Origin of the sequence: Mycobacteroides salmoniphilum, from assembly GCF_004924335.1 — a bacterium.
Taxonomy (GTDB): Bacteria; Actinomycetota; Actinomycetes; order Mycobacteriales; family Mycobacteriaceae; genus Mycobacterium; species Mycobacterium salmoniphilum.
In genome coordinates, this window is the sequence record NZ_CP024633.1 from 2367544 (window position 1) to 2385221 (window position 17678).

Genomic DNA, 17678 nt, shown 5'->3' on the forward strand with positions numbered 1-17678 from the left:
GGTTCCGAACATGAATCCGACAACATTGCAACAGTTCTGGTTCATCGTCGTAGCGGCGTTGTTTCTCGGCTTCCTCGTACTCGAAGGTTTTGACTTCGGTGTCGGAATGCTCATGCATCCACTCGGCCGCGGTGACGATCGCCGACGACGAGCCGTGCTGAACACCATCGGGCCGGTATGGGATGGCAACGAGGTCTGGCTCATCACCGCGGGCGGCGCGATGTTCGCAGCCTTTCCGGACTGGTACGCGACGGTGTTTTCCGGCCTGTACCTTCCGCTGCTGCTCATTCTTGTGGCCATGATCGTCAGGATCGTCGCCATCGAATGGCGGGGAAAGATCAACGACCCCCGCTGGCGTGCCCGCTGCGACCTCGGGATAGCCATCGGATCCTGGATACCCGCACTGCTGTGGGGTGTCGCGTTCTCGTCGCTGCTCGCCGGGCTCCCGGTGGACAGCGCCAAGCAGCTCAGCCTGACGATCGGCGATGTACTCAGACCGTATGTCCTGCTGGGTGGCGTGGTTTTCGTGGGGCTCTTCGCCTTTCACGGTGCATTGTTCATCTCGCTCAAGACTGCGGGCGCGGTGCGCGAGGACGCTGTCTCGATAGCACGCACATTAGCGATTCCCGTGATTGCCGCGGCCGGCGGATACGGATTATGGACACAGCTCGCCTACGGCAAGAGTTGGACGTGGATCGCGCTCGCCATCGCCGCGTTGTCGCTGGTGGGTGCGGCGGCCGCGTCGCGAATCTCTCGTGACGGCTGGGCCTTTGCCTGCACATGCCTGACGGTGGTCGCGGTCGTCACCCTGTTGTTCGGCTCCCTCTACCCGAATCTCATTGTCTCCAGCCTTGATCCGGCCTACAACCTGACGGTGACATCCGCGTCGTCAAGCCCGTACACGCTCCGGGTCATGAGCTGGGCGGCGGCGGTCACAGCTCCCGTTGTGCTGATCTACCAAGGCTGGACATATTGGGTTTTCCGGCAGCGCATCTCGGCCGACCAGATTCCCGACCCCGTCGGGCTACCCGTGCGATGACACCATCGCGCGGTGCCCCGGTCGATCCGCGGCTGTGGCGCCGCAGCGCCCCAGCCCGCCGCTACCTGATCCTGACGGTGCTCTGCGAGCTGGTGATGACGGCCTGCACGCTCGCGATCGCAGTGGTTCTGGCGCATGCTCTTGCCCGGCTGATCACCGATCCGGCGTCTCGCGACATGGCCCATATGGGGCAGGCGCTCACCCTCCTCGTCGTGCTCTGGACTCTTCGGGCCGCGGCCCAGGGTGTGCAGACCCGGTTCAGCGAGCGGGGCGCGACCGGCGTCATCGCCGATCTCGACGACCAGTTGTTGTCAACGATGGCCCAGGCACAGCCGCGTGAGCTGGAGCGTTGTCGGGACGCGGCCACGACGGTATTGACCCGGGGACTGGACGACCTGCGCCCCTACTTCGCCGGATACCTGCCCGCGGTCCTCAGCGCCGCCATCGTGACACCCGCCGCAGCCGTAGTGATCGCTCTATCCGATATCCGATCGGCCATCATCGTCGCCATCACCCTGCCGCTCATACCGATCTTCATGATTCTCATCGGCCTGCTCACCCGGGATCGTGCAGAGGCGGCGCTGAACGCCTCAACGGCCGTCACCAGTCAGATTCTCGATGTGATCACGGGTATCCCGACCCTCCGCGCCCTCGGGCGCTCCGCGACGCCATTGCGCCGGATCACCGAACTCGGTGCCTCGCAGCGCCGTTCCGTCATGGCGACGCTGCGGGTGGCGTTTCTGTCGGCGATGGTGCTCGAAATGATCGCGACGCTCAGCGTGGCGCTGATCGCGGTGAGCATTGGCATGCGTCTGGTCTTCGGACACCTCGATCTCACCACCGCGCTGACGGTGCTGATTTTGGCGCCCGAGGTGTATTGGCCGTTGCGGCGCGTAGGAATCCAGTTCCACAGCGCCGCCGATGGCAAGGCCGCCGCGGACAAGGCCTTCGAACTCCTGGACACCATCGGTGGACCGGCCGCCGATAGTGGAACGGTCGTTCCCCGCAGGCATCCGCTGATCGAGCTGGACGCCGTCAGTGTGGCCGACCGAAGTGGTTATGCACCATGGGAATTGAGCGGGAAAATCCGCGCCCGCGCTGTCACGGTACTCACCGGTCACAACGGCGCCGGAAAGTCGACGGTGCTGCACACGATTACCGGCCTCACCACACCCGCGCAGGGCCGGGTACTCGTGGACGGGGTATCGCTTGATCAGATCCAGCGCGATATGTGGTGGTCGATGATCGGATGGCTGCCGCAACGCCCGGTGCTGATACCCGGCACAGTGCGCGAGAATCTCGAAATATTCGGAGCGCTGGATGATCTGGAGTCTGCCCTGGCCGACAGCCAGTTCGACAGCACACTGGCGACACTGCGAGACGGATTGGACACCCGCCTGGGTGCGGGCGGCGCCGGGCTGTCACTGGGTGAACGCCAGCGGCTGTGCCTGGCCCGTGCGCTCGGTACCAATCGGCCGATCCTGCTACTCGACGAACCCACGGCGCACCTCGACGCCGATACCGAGGCCTCCGTGCTGGCCGCACTGGTGGCCCGCGCGCGCCGCGGCGCCACGGTGGTACTGGTGGGCCATCGAGCGCCCGTCCTGGCCGCCGCCGACGCAGTACTCACCGTGCAGGCAAGACATGCCGCGCACCTCTGATCCGTTACGGCACTGGCTGATCGCGCTGCGGGTACAGCCGATGCGGCTGGCCATCGCCGTCACATATGGCGTCTTGGCCCTGGCGAGTGCGCTGGCGCTGGCCGGTTTATCGGCATGGCTGATCACCCGGGCCTGGCAGATGCCACCGGTTCTCGATCTGTCTGTAGCCGTCGTTGCGGTGCGCGCACTGGGTATTTCGCGTGGCATCTGGCGGTACTGCGAACGGCTCGCCGGTCACGACATCGCGTTGCGAGGCGCTGGCACTGTCCGCGCGCATGTGTACGCGCGTCTGGTCGGCGGCTCGGCCGGAGCGCTGCGCAAGGGTGTGGTGCTCGATCGTATCGGCGCGGACATCGACGAACTGGCCGAGACAGTCGTACGCAGCGTCATCCCGGTCGCAGTGGCCGGGGTGCTCGGGGTCGCGGCCACCGTGGCGGTCGCGCTGATATCGATACCGGCCGCGGCGATCTTGGCCTGTGCGCTACTGGTCGCCGACGTGCTGGCTCCGGCGCTGGCGGCGCGCGCATCCAGGGCACGGGAGACACGCGGCGCCCGGGCTCGCGCCTTGCAGGCCGAGACGACGGTCGAGATCCTCGATCATGCGCCGGAACTGCGGGTAGGCGGCCTTCTCCCCCGTCAGCTTGATGTAGCGCGCCAGCGCCGCAAGGACTGGGCCGCGGCCCAGGACGCTGCCGCCGGTCCTGCCGCGTGGTCGGCGGCGGCACCTACCCTGGCCATGGGAGCCGCGGTGGTCGGAGCCTTGGCGGCGGCGGTCGAGCTCGCCGGGTACATCGCACCGACAACCCTTGCCATCCTGGTGCTGTTGCCACTGGCCGCCTTCGAGGCCTCCACCGCGCTGCCCGCAGCGGCCATCGGGATCTCCCGTTCGCGCGCATCGGCACGACACCTCCACGCGCTGGCGGCCGGAGAGGTCGACGCTCCTGCGCCTGTCGATGTGATGCCGAACTCCGACACGTCGGGAATGTCCCTCGAATGCGCCGAATTATGCTGGCGGACAGGTCGTTCGATATCGGGCCCGCTGACGTTCCGGTTGGCGGCGGGTGCGCGGATGGCGATCACCGGTGCCAGCGGCATCGGCAAGACATCCCTGCTGACGACGCTCGCCGGGCTCGCATCGCCTACCTCTGGCGCCATCCGGATTGACGGCGATGCACTCGAGAGCATGGCGCCGACCGAGCTGCCTTCGCTCATCAGGTTTTTCGCCGAGGACGCGCACCTGTTCGCCACCACGGTGCGCGATAACCTTCTTATCGCTCGGGGTGATGCGACCGATGGCGACTTGGTCGACGCGTTGTCCGAGGTTGGCCTCGGTCCCTGGATCGAGTCGTTGCCGCATGGACTGGACACGGTGTTGACCGCAGGTGCGGCCTCGGTATCGGGCGGTCAACGCCGGCGGCTGCTGCTCGCCCGGGCGCTGTTGTCCGAGGTACCCGTGCTGCTGTTGGACGAACCCACCGAACATCTCGACGGACCCGCCGCCGAGACGTTCCTGCGGGAGTTGTTGGACGCCAAGAGCTCACTGCTGGCGGGGCGGACGGTCCTGGTGGCCACCCACCATCTACCGGATTCGGTGGACTGCCGGCACATCCAACTCGGCGATACAGTGCAGGTATGACGGAAACGCCGCCTCCGCCCCCGCCGTACCACCCGTACCAGCCTCCCACCGGGTACCCGCCCTACCCGTACCCCTACGGGGCGCCGGGAATGCCGGTGCCCCCACCGGCTCCCAAGAACGGCTTAGGCGTGGGTGCACTGGTCGTCGGAATCATCGCCATTCTCTTGTCGTGCACCGTCTTCGGCGGATTTCTCGGCGGCCTCGTCGCAGTGGTCCTGGGTATCGTGGGCGTGCGCAGAGTCAAGCGCGCGGAGGCCAACAACCGGGGCGTGGCGATCTCCGGCATCGCACTCGGGAGCCTGGCGATACTGCTATCCACGCTGATCCTCGTGTTCACCCTGGTCTTCATGAAATCAGCCGGTTTCACCGACTTCATCACGTGCATCTCCGATGCGAAGAGCGATCAAGCCAAGGCCACCCAATGCCAGAACGATTTCGAGAAACGCATGAACCAGAAGGCGGGTACCCCCGAGCCGTGATCCCTACCGGGTGGGCGGATCGGCACGCAGCACGTGCTCGCCGCCGCGATCCGTGGCCAGGCTCAGCGATGAAATGTACTGCTTCTCACCGTCGGGACCCGGCTTCGCCGAAGCGAGCATGTCGGGACGCTCGAACTCGATTCCACTGACCGCACACCGAAGCAACTCATCCGAAGGGTTGCCGTACTCGTCATACATCGGCAGGTCGATGCCGTCATCGGTGCGACGCAGGTAGTACTTGCCACGCGTGGCTACGGCCAGGATCGGCGGTAGCACAAAGGCGATGACGACGGCCACGATCGGCGAGTAGGGCCGGATTGCCTCCCCGAACACTCCGAAGAAGACCAGGATCGAGATGCCTGCCGACAGCAGCATCGAGACGAACCCAACCGGATTGACGTTGTAGAGCATGCCGCGCCGGAATTCCGGCTCCATGGGCGAGATCTTGAGGACGTACTTGTTGATCGCGATATCGGTCGCCACCGTCACCACCCACGCCATACCGCAGTTGGCATAGAAGCCGAGGATGGTGTTCAGGAAGTCGAACATGTTGGCTTCCATCAGCACCAGCGCGATCAGCAGGTTGAACAGCACGAAAATCAACCGGCCCGGGTAGTGCTTGGTGATGCGGGTGAACGAGTTGGTCCAGGCCAGCGAACCGGAGTAGGCGTTGGTGACATTGATCTTGATCTGGCTGATCACGACCAGAATCACGGCCAACGTGATGGCCAGCCAGTGCGGCATCATGTTCTGGTAGATCTCCAGGAACTGGTGCACGGGCTGGTTGGCCACCGCGGCACCGCCTGCCACATTGGCGATCAGATACACCGCCAGGAAGAGCCCGATCACCTGCTTGATGGCACCGAACAGCACCCAGCCGGGCCCTGCCAACAACATCGCTGTCCACCAGCGGCGGCTGTTCTCGGGCGTCTTGGGCGGCATGAACCGCAGATAGTCGATCTGCTCGGCGATCTGCGCGATCAGGGACAGGCACACACCGGCGGCGAGCATGATCGACCCCAGGTTGACCCCCTGTGCCTCCTTGCCTCCGTAGGCGAAGAAGGTTCCGATCGAATCCGGGTGGCGCACCACGAGATACACGAACGGGATGACCATCATGACGAGCCACAACGGAGTAGTCCACACCTGGAGCACCGACAGCGCTTTCATCCCGTAGATAACCAGCGGAATGATGATGATGGTGGACACCGCATATCCGATGGGTACCGGTACTCCGAGCCCGAGTTTGAGGCCCTGGGCCATGATCGAGCCCTCGAGCGCGAAGAATATGAACGTGAACGTCGCATAGATGATGTTCGTGACGATGCTGCCGTAGTAGCCGAATCCGCTTCCGCGCGTGATCAAATCGAGATCGATGTTGTAGCGGGCCGCGTAGTAGGACACCGGGATTCCGGTCAGGATGATGATGACCGCGAAAACCCCTATGCCCCACAGCGCATTTCCGGTGCCGTAGGAGATTCCGATATTGGCGCCGATCGCGAAGTCCGCCAGGTAGGCGATGCCGCCGAGGGCGGTCACCCCCACCACCGCCGGGCTCCACCGGCGGAAACGCCGCGGAGCGAATCGAAGGGTGTAGTCCTCCAACGTCTCCCGCAGGGCCGCGCTCTCCGCGGCATCGTGGGTGGACGGAGCAGACGAAACGGGTGCGGATGCAGTCGTATCGAGAGTGTCGGTCACGCGGACAGCCTGTCGATCGCCCAAGTCGTGCGCGTTTTCCCAACGTTAATGTCCTGTTACGCAGGCGCCTCAGCTGGTGTTTTGGGGCGCAACCGTGGGTTGAATTCCAGGCTCAGCAACGCGAATGCGGCCAGCGGCACCGTCGACATCTGCACGAGCACGTAGCGCCGGTCTCCCAACGCGTGGAATTTGCGCAGGTACCGGTACAACGACTCCAGTGCGATCAGCGGATCGAGCACATGAATTGCCGAGTAGCAGATCTCCTGCACCCGAGTCCGATCCTTCTCAGCGAAGATTTCCGGGAATGCCGCGAACGCCAGCGACAGGCGGCGGGCTCCTTCGGTCTTCGCGGCGGCGATCATGTCGATCGTCAGTCGCTCGTCGATGCCGTTGGGCGCACCGGGGCGCCGCCACGGCACGTCGAGCGAGATATCGGTACCGCCCCCGGTGGTGGCATAGCGGTGAAATCCTTGCACCACACCACGATTGTCGCGAGCAATGATCAGCCGGATGCCGGGATAGCGGCCGAGTAGCGCACCGTCGAGGATCATCGAGAACCCGCGCTCGAATCGACCTCCGTGCGAAAGTTCCATCACCTGATGAAGTTCGGTGCGCAGTGCGCCATCGAGACAGCGCTCATCGACGATCTCGGTGGTGACCCCCGAGTTGTGCGTGCGCTGCATCCCTTGGCGCAGGTTCCGATACTGGCGCCCCACCATGTCGAAGCCCTGCACGTCGACGACGACATCGCGGCCCACCGCGACGGCGTGTAACGGATGGCCCACGGCACGCACGTCACTCCAGAGCGACAGGCGGCGCTCACTGCACCCCAGGACTGCGATGCGCCAGCCATGCGAGCGACACATGGCCGCGAATTCCCGTACCAGGGAGGGGAACCTGGATTCGTCTCCGATCGGATCTCCCCCGACCACGGCGAAACCGGCACGCGTCCGAAACCCGATGGCCGCCGTGTGATCGGTGTTGAAGTAGTAGGACTTGAGCGAGTGCATGGCAAAGGCGGCCAGCGGGTCGTCGCTGGTCCTGGCCACCAGCGCGCCGATCTGGGCCAACGCTTCGGGCTGTGCCGGCGCGGATGTCGGCCACATCAGGATGAGTCCGGCGGCGATCACCAGCGCATCGCTGGTGCGCTCGAACTGCAGGACCGCGGCCCCCAGCGCGATCAGCACAGCTGCCCCCGCCCACGCCGCGTGACCGTAGGTAACGGGTCGGCCCAGGAAGATGCCGCGGGCGATGAACCCGACGCAGAACAGCACGGTGAGAGGCCAGAGAATTTCGTCGAAATCGGGCTGCACCGGGTATCCGGAATGGGCGACCAGCAACACCAACCATCCCGCGACAAACAGCACCGCAGCGGCGCTTACGAAGCGCGCGCGCCGCGAATCACTGTGCACTGCAATGCGTTCGGCAATGCGCACATGAGTGGTCACGGCTGACGGTTCGAGCATTCCGCCACCTCCCACAGTCGCCCTGTACCGACCTTAAGGATACTCCCGCGGCTACCAGCGGTCGGAGGGATTGCTCTTCCCGATGGCAAACCAGAGAATGGGGCCGAAGATCGGGAACACGAGCACGATGATGGCCCACGGCAGCTTCTCGCCGTTGGGCTTCACCGGGTCCTTGATGATGGAAATGATGGTGACGACAGTGAGAACCAGCACCAGCAGAGAAACAATTCGAATCATGACCGCCCCGGGAAGTATTTGATAATGCCTTCCTGGATAGTACTGGCCAGCAACGCTCCTTCGCGATCGAAATAGCGTCCCGCGCCCATTCCGCGACCTGCCGAGGCAACCGGCGACTCGGTGGCATAGAGCACCCAGTCGTCGAAGCGCAGCGGACGGTGAAACCACACGCTGTGGTTGATGGTGGCCGCGAATATCCGGTCATAACCCCAGGACAGCCCGTGGGTGGTGATGATGGAATCCAGCACCGTGGTGTCCGATGAGTAGACCAGGGCCGCACTGTGGAGCACCGGGTCATCGGGCAGCGGCGAGTGAGTCTTCATCCACACCCGATTATGTTCCAGCCGTTCAGATTTCGACTTGAGCACCCAGGCGGGGTCGTTGTCGTAACGCCATTCGATGGGTTTGAGGGCGGCCACGAACATCGGCACGGTCTGCTCATAACCGACCAAGTGCTCATCAATGCTCGGCAGCGTCTCCGGGTCGGCCACCGCGGGCGGCTTCACCGCATGTTCCAGCCCCGGCGAATCCTTCAGATACGACACCAACGCAGAGGACAGCAGGAGGTCCCCCTGGACCGCATCGATGCGGCGATTGGCGAAACTCCGCTCGTCGCGCAACCGCAGCACCCGGAATTCGATGTCCTGCGCCGGGTCGCCACCGTTGATGAAATGGGTCGAGACGGCCGCCAGTGAAAGCTTCTCCGACACGGTACGGCCGGAGGCCACCACGGACTGCGCCATCAGCTGACCGCCGAAGGTGCGGGGCGGATTCACGGTGGGGTGACCGCCGATGTACAGGTCGGTCTCGGGGTTCTTCAGCTCCAGCAGCGCGAGTAGCTGTGCGAAATCAGGTGCGTTGCTGATGCTGATCCTCTTCTCTAGTGGTCGTCCTCGCCGATCCGGTGCACGTGGATCAGATTGGTCGAGCCTACTGTCCCCGGCGGAGCGCCCGCGACGATCACCACCAGATCCCCTCGCTGGTAGCGCTCCATCGCCAGCAATGCGGTATCCACCTGTTGAATCATGCCGTCGGTGGTATCCATCACCGGGACGATGAAGGTCTCAGTTCCCCAGGTCAGTGCCAGCTGGCTACGCACCTCGGGCAGCGGAGTGAACGCCAGCACCGGCAGCGGGGTGTGTAGTCGAGCAAGCCGCCGCACCGTGTCACCGGACTGTGTGAATGCCACGAGCGCCTTTGCGTTCAGGCGTTCGCCGATATCGCGTGCGGCGTACGAAATGACGCCGCGTTTCGTCCGTGGCACGTGGGTCAACGGCGGTGCGCTGACCGAATGGCTCTCGATCGCGGACACGATGCGAGCCATGGTCCGCACCGCCTCCATGGGGTACTTGCCGACCGAGGTCTCCCCCGACAGCATCACGGCATCCGCGCCATCGAGGACTGCGTTGGCGACATCCGAGGCCTCGGCACGCGTCGGCCGCGAGTTCTCGATCATCGACTCGAGCATCTGGGTCGCCACGATGACCGGACGGGCATTCTCGCGCGCAATCTGGATCGCGCGCTTCTGCACAATCGGCACATCTTCGAGGGGCAGTTCGACGCCGAGATCGCCCCGGGCGACCATGATCGCGTCGAATGCCAGCACGATGGCCTCAAGGTTGGCGACGCCCTCGGGCTTCTCCAGTTTGGCGATCACCGGCACGCGACGTCCGACGCGGTCCATGATGGCGTGCACGAGTTCCACATCGCCGGGTGACCGCACAAACGACAGCGCGATGAGGTCCACCCCGAGGCGCAGCGCGAATTCGAGGTCCGCGATGTCCTTTTCCGACAGGGCGGGCACCGAGACGTTCATACCGGGCAACGACAGACCCTTGTTATTGCTGACCGGACCGCCCTCGGTGACCAGGCAGACCACGTCGTTGCCTTCGATGGCCTCGACAGTCAATCCGACCTTGCCGTCATCGACCAGAAGCCTGTCGCCGACGGCAGCATCGGCAGCCAACTGCTTGTACGTGGTAGAGACCCGATCCGGGGTTCCCACGACGTCCTCGACGGTGATCCTGACCTGCTCGCCTGTCGCCCAGTGCGCGGACCCGGTGGCGAACCGGCCTAGCCGGATCTTGGGACCCTGCAGGTCGGCGAGGACACCGACCGCTCGCCCGGACTCGTCGGATGCCTTACGCACCCAGCGGTAGTTCTGCTCATGGTCCGCGTGCTCGCCGTGGCTGAAGTTGAGTCGCGCGACGTCCATCCCGGATTCGACGAGCTCACGCACAAGCTCAGCGGAACCGGTCGCAGGACCAAGGGTGCAAACAATCTTTCCGCGTCTCGTCACGACTTTTGAGCATAGTCGTGGTGGTACCTACTCACGAGTCAGTGCGGGCACGATTCACTCAGCGGTTACCTTGCCCGGTTTACGTTGTCAGGAGGCCAATTTCAGACCGATAATGCCGGCGACGATCAATCCGAGACTGAGCAGCCGCCAGACGTTGGCCGAATCGCCGAACAACACGATGCCCAGGATCGCGGTACCAACAGCGCCAACTCCCACCCAGATCGCATATGCGGTGCCGACTGGCAGGCTCTTCATCGCGATGCCGAGTAGCGCGATGCTGATGATCATCGATCCGACGGTGCCTACGGTTGGCCACAACCGGGTGAAACCCTCGGTGTATTTCAGGCCGATGGCCCAGCCCACCTCGAGCAGACCCGCGAGAAGAAGGACCAGCCAAACCATGAGAGATACCTCCGCATTTCGGTGAGGCCGTCCCCTGGCGAAGAATTACCGGGCCGTCCCGGTCAAGATCATTGTCTCACAGCCGTCGGGCTAGTCCCGAAGCTGGCGACCCGCCTTATCGCTGACCTTGCCGCCGAAGATCAAGACCGCGTCGATGATTCCCCAGATAAGGGCTCCGACTCCAAATGTCGCCCAGCCGACTAGCAGCTGGACAACGCCCAAGAGCGTCTGACCCAGGTAGATCCGGCCGAAGCCCAGGAAACCGACCAGGCCCAACAATTGCAACAGGCCGGCGACCAGCTTCGACTTATCGGAGTATGGCGCTCCGGTGGCCGGGTCCCGCCCATAGGGGGCGGCGGGATCCACATACGGCGGTGGGTACGGAATGCCAGGCGATGGGGGTACCGGCGGAGGTGTTCCGAAAGGAGGCGGAGTGCTCTCGGTCATTTCTCCACAATGCCAGAGTTCTCAACGGATTCGTCGGCCGATTCCTCCGCGGTATCTTCCACCGGGTCTTTCGTGACGTCTTCTTCCGTCGCTTTCGAGTCTTCCGCGACATCTTCCGCGGCAGACGCCTCGAGAGATTCGTCGCCTGCGGGCTGCGCCGGGGTGCCGCCCAGGGTCGCCGGGTCCTCACGGCCCTTGGGAGCCAGCAGGATGTAGGCGATCGCGCCGAGGAACACCACCGTCGAGGTGAACGAGTTGACCCGAATACCGCCGAATTGCGTCGCCGGATCCACGCGCATCAACTCGACCCAGAAGCGTCCCACGCAGTACGCCGCGACGTACATCGCGAACAGCCGTCCATGACCAATCTTGAAGCGACGGTCGACGAAGATCAGCAGCGCGAAAACCAGTACGTTCCACAACAATTCGTACAGAAAGGTGGGGTGAACGACTTGGGCGACCTCGCCGGTGGACACACCGTTGAGGTTGAGGACGTCAACGCTACCGTCGGCCGAACGACGGTAGAACAGCTCCAGCCCCCACGGCAGCGTGGTGGGGCCACCGGTGAGCTCCTGGTTGAAGTAGTTACCCAACCGGCCAATTGCCTGGGCCAGTACGATTCCGGGCGCGATAGCGTCGCCGAACGCGGGCAGGGAAATTCCCCGACGGCGGCAGGCAATCCAGGCACCGACACCTCCGAGAGCAACGGCCCCCCAGATGCCGAGACCGCCTTCCCAGACCGCTATCGCCTTGGCCAGTCCCTTACCGTGCGGGCCGAAGTAGGTCTGCCAGTCGGTCATCACGTGATAGAGCCGTCCACCGACCAGCCCAAAAGGCACCGCCCACAAGGCGATGTCGTAGATGACGCCGCGTTCGCCGCCGCGTTGCTCCCAACGACGATCGCCGATGACCAGCGCGACGATGATGCCCGCGATGATGCACAGTGCGTAGGCGCGGATCGGGATTGGTCCCAGATGCCAGACCCCCTGGGGTGGGCTGGGGATGTATGCCAGATTCACGACTGTCACAGTGTTGTCCTTGTTGTTCCCGAGGTTGTCCTCGAGCTGATGCCCTGCCGCACTCCGCTAGCCAACTCTTCAGTCAGGGTACGCACGGCGGTCGCACCGTGTGGGGCGGCCGCCACCAGGGCCGAGCCGACGATGACACCGTCGGCGTACGCGGCGATCTCCGCCGCTTGCGCGCCCGAGCGCACGCCAAGGCCGACACCCACCGGGATATCGGAGACTTCGCGAACCCTGCTCACCAGGGCGGGAGCGGCGTTCGAGACCGCATCACGGGCGCCGGTGACACCCATGGTGGAGGCCGCGTAGACGAATCCCCGGCATGCGCCGATCGTCATCTCCAGCCTCTCCGGCGTGGATGACGGCGCGACCAGGAAGATGCGATCGAGGTCATGTGCGTCCGAGGCGGCGATCCAGTCCTGCGCCTCGTCGGGGATCAGATCGGGAGTGATGATGCCGAGGCCCCCCGCCGCCGCGAGATCACGCGAGAACGCGTCAACTCCGTACCGCAGCACAGGATTCCAGTATGACATGACAACGGCGTGCCCGCCCTCGTCGGTAATGGCACGAACCGTGGTGAAGACGTCGGCTACCCGAACTCCGTTCGTGAGCGCGGTTTCCGCGGCAGCCGCGATCATCGGGCCGTCCATCATCGGGTCCGAGTAGGCGATCCCGACCTCGATGATGTCGCACCCACCCCGCACCAGCGTGGTCATGAGTTCGATCGAGGTGTCCAGGTCGGGATACCCATTGGGTAGGTACCCGATCAACGCGGCACGCCCCTCGGCGCGGCAGTTGTCGAAGACTTCGGTCAGGCGGCCGGGCTGCGTCATGGCCTAGTTCCATCCTGGTCGGTGCCGTTCTTGTCCAAGAGGTCGAACCACTTGGCCGCGGTCTCAACGTCCTTGTCGCCGCGACCCGACAGGTTCACCACGATGAGCGCGCCTTCTCCCAACTCCGCTCCGAGTTTCAGTGCGCCTGCGACCGCATGCGCGGATTCGATCGCCGGGATGATGCCCTCAGCGCGAGAGAGCAACAGGAAGGCGTCCATGGCCTCGCTGTCGGTGACCGGGCGGTAGTCGGCACGTCCGGTTTCGCGCAGCCAGGCATGTTCAGGGCCCACCCCGGGGTAATCCAAACCCGCTGAAATCGAATGGGATTCGATGGTTTGACCATCTTCATCCTGCAGCAGATAGGAGTAGGAACCTTGGAAGGCGCCCGGTGTACCGCCAGTGAATGTGGCGGCGTGCCTTCCGGTCTCGACACCATCGCCGGCGGCCTCGTATCCGACCAACCGGACCGCCGGGTCGTCGATGAAGGCATGAAAGAGGCCGATCGCGTTCGAGCCGCCGCCAACGCAGGCCACGACCGCGTCCGGCAATCTGCCCACCTGATTCAGCACCTGCGCCCGCGCCTCCATACCGATGATGCGCTGGAAATCGCGGACCATCACCGGGAATGGGTGGGGGCCGGCGGCCGTACCGAAGCAGTAGTACGTGTTATGCGCATTGGTCACCCAGTCACGCATGGCGTCGTTGATGGCGTCCTTGAGGGTTTTCGACCCCGACTCCACGGACACCACCGTCGAACCCAACAGCCGCATCCGCGCCACGTTGAGCGCCTGGCGCGCGGTGTCGACGGCACCCATGTAGATCACACATTCGAGACCAAGAAGCGCACACGCGGTGGCGGTGGCGACGCCGTGCTGCCCCGCACCCGTTTCCGCGATGACACGGTTCTTGCCCATCCTCTTGGCCAGGAGGACTTGACCGAGAACGTTGTTGATCTTGTGAGAACCGGTGTGGTTCAGGTCTTCTCGCTTGAGCAGGATCCGCGCACCGCCCGCATGGGTGCTGAGGCGCTCGGCCTCGTACAGCGGGGACGGACGGCCCACGTAATGGGTCTGCAACCGGTCGAGCTCGTCAAGGAAGGAGCGGTCGGATCTGACCTTCTCGTACGCGGCGGTGACTTCTTCGATGACGGCCATCAGCGCCTCGGCCACATACCGGCCGCCATACGGGCCAAAATGTCCACCGCCATCGGGATCGTGCGCGGTGGTCTCGGCGATCGCAGCGCTCATCTGCGGTAGGCCGGTGTTCTTCATGGTGGATGAGCCGCTTGCGCGAAGGTCGTCAGACTTGGATGAGCCGCTTGCGCGAAGGTCGTCAGACTTGGATGAGCCGCTTGCGCGAAGACCGTCAGACATCGACTAGCGTGCCGGTTTGGGGCAGGACGGGTGCGTGCCCGCAGTCACCAAGTCAGCGACGGCGCCCCGAGGATCGCCACTGGTCACCAACCCCTCACCGACCAGGACGGCGTCGGCACCGGCACCGGCGTAGGCCAGCAGATCGGCGGTCCCGCGAATACCCGACTCGGCGATACGGATCACGCCACTGGGCAGTCCGGGTGCGATGCGCGAGAAGCAATCCCGGTCGATCTCAAGAGTTTTCAGATCGCGCGCGTTGACACCGATGACCGACGCGCCGGCGGACAGCGCACGATCCGCCTCTTCCTCGGTGTGCACTTCCACCAGCGCGGTCATCCCGAGGGACTCGGTGCGGTCCAGCAGGGAAACAAGTGTGTTCTGTTCGAGCGCCGCGACGATCAGCAGGATCAGGTCGGCGCCATGGGCGCGCGCCTCGTGGATCTGATACGGACCGACGACAAAGTCCTTGCGCAGCACCGGAACTGATACGGCGGCGCGTACCGAGTCGAGATCATCGAGGCTTCCATGGAACCGCCGGCCTTCGGTGAGCACGCTGATAATCCGCGCTCCCCCGTCCTCGTAGGCCTTCGCGAGCTCGGCGGGATCACTGATATCTGCGAGCGCACCACGCGACGGGCTGGCCCGCTTGACCTCCGCGATCACGGCGATACCCGGCACCCGCAGGGCAGCCATGACATCGAGTGGCTTGGGAGCGGCCTTGGCCGCCGCCTTGACCGTGGCGAGATCGACAACGGCTTCGCGAGCCGCGACATCAGCGCGCACGCCATCGAGGATCGAATCGAGTACGGTTCCCGAACTCATGACCTCGACGATTCCCTTCTTGCGGCGCCCCCGCGCCTGCGCACTCGAACTTCACAGAGGGTAGCCGCTGTGGGGTCACACACGAAAACCGGGTCAGGTAGGGCCGGAGGAACCCTCGGCCCGGCCTAGGGTGGGGTCGTTCCCGTCGTCCAAGCTGTCCCACATCACCCGCTCGCTCTGCTTCTTGTCTCCCGGATCGGTGCCGTCAGTCCGCCGGGCGGCCGGGGTCTGGTACTTCGTGTCCACGGCTCCCCGCGCGGCCCGTAGGAGCGTCATGGCGGCCAATACCGCCACGACGGCGGCAATGACCGTGGTCGTGGCTCCAGCGGAGAGCCGATCGGCGCCGATCAAGGTGGATACCGGAACGTTCTTGACATCCGCCGCACGGGGTCCGGCGTCGCGAATGGCCCAGAGGCTGACACCCAGGTAGGCCGCGCCGGCCCCGATAATCGCCACCAGGACGGCCAAGATCCGCAGCGCCCATCCGCGGATGGCGAGGGTGGCGATGGCCGCCGCGACCAAGGCGACCGCCAGCGGAAACAGGGCGGCCGACCACTCGGCGCCCGCCACCAGAATCGTGCGGGGCTCCCCCAAACCGTCGAACGACCTCAGCCGGACCCAGGTGAGCTTCGAGGCACCCCACAACCCGCTTGCTGCGATCAGGAGCAGTCCGGCCCCCGTGAGGAGACGCTTCCGGCCCGGATTCCGCGGGGCCGGATCAGACATCCGCAGCGCCCGTAAGGGTTTCGGCGGCCGCGATCGCATTGAGCACCGCGGTGGCCTTGTTCCGCGCCTCGTTGTATTCGTACTCGCCCGTGGAGTCGGCCACCACACCGCCGCCGGCCTGCACGTAAGCACGACCGTCCTTGAACAGCGCGGTTCGGATCGCGATGGCGAAATCGGCATTTCCGGCGAAGTCCAGGTACCCCAGTACTCCCCCGTAGAGGCCGCGGCGAGTGAGCTCGACTTCCTCGATGAGCTCCATGGCGCGCACCTTCGGCGCACCGGACAGCGTTCCCGCGGGGAAGCATGCGGTAATGGCGTCCAGTGCGGTCTTGCCGTCCGCGAGGAGTCCAGACACCGTCGACACCAAGTGCATGACGTGGCTGTAACGCTCGATGTGGCTGTAATCGCTGACCTTCACGGTGCCCGGGGTGCAGACGCGTCCAAGGTCGTTGCGGCCCAGATCGACCAGCATGAGGTGCTCGGAGAGTTCCTTCTCGTCCGCGAGCAGATCCTTGGCGAGCAGGGTGTCTTCCTCGTCGGTGGCGCCGCGCCATCGCGTGCCGGCGATCGGATGGGTGGTGGCCACTCCGTCCTTGACCGTGACGAGCGCCTCCGGACTTGATCCGACCACCGAAAACGCCGTCCCGCCCTCGGAATCCGGCGCGTGGAGCAGATACATATAAGGGCTGGGATTGGTGACCCGCAGGATCCGGTACACCTCCAGCGGGTCGACATCGGTCTCCATTTCGAAGCGCATGCTCGGCACCACCTGGAATGCCTCACCTGCTTCGATATCGCCGACCAGCTTGTCGACGATGGCGCTGTACTCCTCCACGGTGCGCTGGCTGCGATATGTGGGTGCCGGGCGGTCGAAATGGGCGACCGTGGAGGGCAGCGGCTGACCCAGCGCAGCCGTCATGACGTCCAGTCGTGCGACCGCGCCGTCATAGGCCTCGGCGACGCGTTCCGGGGTGTCATCCCAGTTCACCGCGTTCGCGATGAGCGTGATGGTGCCCTCGTGATGGTCGACGGCCGCCATATCGGTGGCGAGTAGGAGCAACAGATCCGGCAGCCCCAGGTCGTCGGTCGTCTGCTGCGGAAGCCGCTCCAGCCGGCGGACGATGTCGTAGGCCAGGAAGCCGACCATGCCGCCGGACAGCGGCGGCAGGTCCGACAGCGCCTCGCCTGCCAGCAGGTCCATCGTGGCCCGCAACGCATCGAGGGGATCACCCCCGACGGGAGCTCCCTCGGGGGTGGCCCCCAGCCAAGCGGCCTGACCGTCCCGGACGGTCAGTGCGGACGGAGATCCCGCGCCGATGAACGACCAGCGCGACCATGACCGACCGTTCTCCGCCGATTCGAGCAGGAAGGTGCCCGGGCGGTTGGCGCCCAACTTGCGGTAGGCGGAGACCGGAGTCTCGCTGTCTGCCAGTACTTTTCGAGTCACCGGCACCACCCGATGCGCCGCCGCCAGGGCGTTGAATTCTTCCCTGGTCGTGGTCGCGGCGCCACTGACGGTGCTATGCATGGAAGCTATT

17 protein-coding genes are annotated in these 17678 nt (G+C 64.8%); 4 read left to right on the forward strand and 13 right to left on the reverse strand.

Features of this window, described 5'->3' with window-relative positions; all coding sequences use genetic code 11:
• The first annotated feature begins 10 nt into the window (after window positions 1-10).
• From cydB to DSM43276_RS11705, 4 genes are read left to right on the forward strand one after another with little or no spacing between them, the layout of a single operon-like run.
• Window positions 11-1039 carry a cytochrome d ubiquinol oxidase subunit II gene (cydB, locus tag DSM43276_RS11690; RefSeq protein WP_078329954.1) on the forward strand — a complete coding sequence of 343 codons (1029 nt, stop codon included), beginning with the start codon at window positions 11-13 and terminating at the stop codon, window positions 1037-1039.
• Window positions 1036-2700 carry a thiol reductant ABC exporter subunit CydD gene (gene cydD / locus DSM43276_RS11695; RefSeq protein WP_078329953.1) on the forward strand — a complete coding sequence of 555 codons (1665 nt, stop codon included), beginning with the start codon at window positions 1036-1038 and terminating at the stop codon, window positions 2698-2700. Before cydB ends, cydD begins: the two co-directional genes overlap by 4 nt.
• Window positions 2684-4336 carry a thiol reductant ABC exporter subunit CydC gene (gene cydC, locus DSM43276_RS11700; RefSeq protein WP_078329952.1) on the forward strand — a complete coding sequence of 551 codons (1653 nt, stop codon included), beginning with the start codon at window positions 2684-2686 and terminating at the stop codon, window positions 4334-4336. Before cydD ends, cydC begins: the two co-directional genes overlap by 17 nt.
• Complete coding sequence (locus tag DSM43276_RS11705) at window positions 4333-4815, forward strand: DUF4190 domain-containing protein (RefSeq protein WP_078329951.1); 483 nt, start codon at window positions 4333-4335, stop codon at window positions 4813-4815. Before cydC ends, DSM43276_RS11705 begins: the two co-directional genes overlap by 4 nt.
• Before the next feature lie 3 nt (window positions 4816-4818).
• On the opposite strand, the gene DSM43276_RS11710 is transcribed toward DSM43276_RS11705, so the two are convergent.
• The 13 genes from DSM43276_RS11710 to DSM43276_RS11770 all read right to left on the reverse strand — a co-directional run bounded on the left by DSM43276_RS11710 (window position 4819) and on the right by DSM43276_RS11770 (window position 17668).
• Window positions 4819-6513, reverse strand: a complete 1695-nt coding sequence (locus DSM43276_RS11710; protein ID WP_078329950.1) for a purine-cytosine permease family protein — start codon at window positions 6511-6513, stop codon at window positions 4819-4821.
• A gap of 56 nt (window positions 6514-6569) precedes the next feature.
• Window positions 6570-7979 carry a bifunctional lysylphosphatidylglycerol flippase/synthetase MprF gene (locus tag DSM43276_RS11715; RefSeq protein ID WP_078329949.1) on the reverse strand — a complete coding sequence of 470 codons (1410 nt, stop codon included), beginning with the start codon at window positions 7977-7979 and terminating at the stop codon, window positions 6570-6572.
• Window positions 7980-8030: 51 nt separating this feature from the next.
• Window positions 8031-8216 carry a PLD nuclease N-terminal domain-containing protein gene (locus DSM43276_RS11720; RefSeq protein ID WP_078329948.1) on the reverse strand — a complete coding sequence of 62 codons (186 nt, stop codon included), beginning with the start codon at window positions 8214-8216 and terminating at the stop codon, window positions 8031-8033.
• Window positions 8213-9082 carry an acyl-CoA thioesterase II gene (locus tag DSM43276_RS11725; RefSeq protein WP_211196768.1) on the reverse strand — a complete coding sequence of 290 codons (870 nt, stop codon included), beginning with the start codon at window positions 9080-9082 and terminating at the stop codon, window positions 8213-8215. Before DSM43276_RS11725 ends, DSM43276_RS11720 begins: the two co-directional genes overlap by 4 nt.
• A 14-nt stretch (window positions 9083-9096) precedes the next feature.
• Complete coding sequence (gene pyk / locus DSM43276_RS11730; protein ID WP_078326971.1) at window positions 9097-10515, reverse strand: pyruvate kinase; 1419 nt, start codon at window positions 10513-10515, stop codon at window positions 9097-9099.
• Window positions 10516-10602: 87 nt separating this feature from the next.
• On the reverse strand, window positions 10603-10917 hold the full coding sequence (gene sugE, locus DSM43276_RS11735) for a quaternary ammonium compound efflux SMR transporter SugE (protein WP_078329946.1): 315 nt from the start codon (window positions 10915-10917) through the stop codon (window positions 10603-10605).
• A gap of 90 nt (window positions 10918-11007) precedes the next feature.
• Window positions 11008-11364, reverse strand: a complete 357-nt coding sequence (locus tag DSM43276_RS11740) for an NINE protein (RefSeq protein WP_078329945.1) — start codon at window positions 11362-11364, stop codon at window positions 11008-11010.
• On the reverse strand, window positions 11361-12392 hold the full coding sequence (lgt, locus tag DSM43276_RS11745; protein WP_078329944.1) for a prolipoprotein diacylglyceryl transferase: 1032 nt from the start codon (window positions 12390-12392) through the stop codon (window positions 11361-11363). Before lgt ends, DSM43276_RS11740 begins: the two co-directional genes overlap by 4 nt.
• Window positions 12389-13219: a tryptophan synthase subunit alpha gene (gene trpA, locus DSM43276_RS11750; protein ID WP_078329943.1), complete on the reverse strand. Its 831-nt coding sequence runs from the start codon at window positions 13217-13219 to the stop codon at window positions 12389-12391. The genes lgt and trpA overlap by 4 nt, the downstream gene beginning before the upstream one ends.
• Entirely contained in the window at window positions 13216-14490 is a 1275-nt protein-coding gene (gene trpB, locus DSM43276_RS11755) for a tryptophan synthase subunit beta (protein ID WP_078329942.1), read from the reverse strand. Before trpB ends, trpA begins: the two co-directional genes overlap by 4 nt.
• A 105-nt stretch (window positions 14491-14595) precedes the next feature.
• Complete coding sequence (trpC, locus tag DSM43276_RS11760) at window positions 14596-15414, reverse strand: indole-3-glycerol phosphate synthase TrpC (RefSeq protein WP_078288115.1); 819 nt, start codon at window positions 15412-15414, stop codon at window positions 14596-14598.
• Between the two features lie 93 nt (window positions 15415-15507).
• Window positions 15508-16140, reverse strand: a complete 633-nt coding sequence (locus tag DSM43276_RS11765) for a TIGR02234 family membrane protein (RefSeq protein WP_078329941.1) — start codon at window positions 16138-16140, stop codon at window positions 15508-15510.
• A complete protein-coding gene (locus tag DSM43276_RS11770; protein ID WP_078329940.1) occupies window positions 16133-17668 on the reverse strand; it encodes an anthranilate synthase component I in 1536 nt (511 codons plus the stop codon). Before DSM43276_RS11770 ends, DSM43276_RS11765 begins: the two co-directional genes overlap by 8 nt.
• Window positions 17669-17678 lie beyond the last annotated feature (10 nt).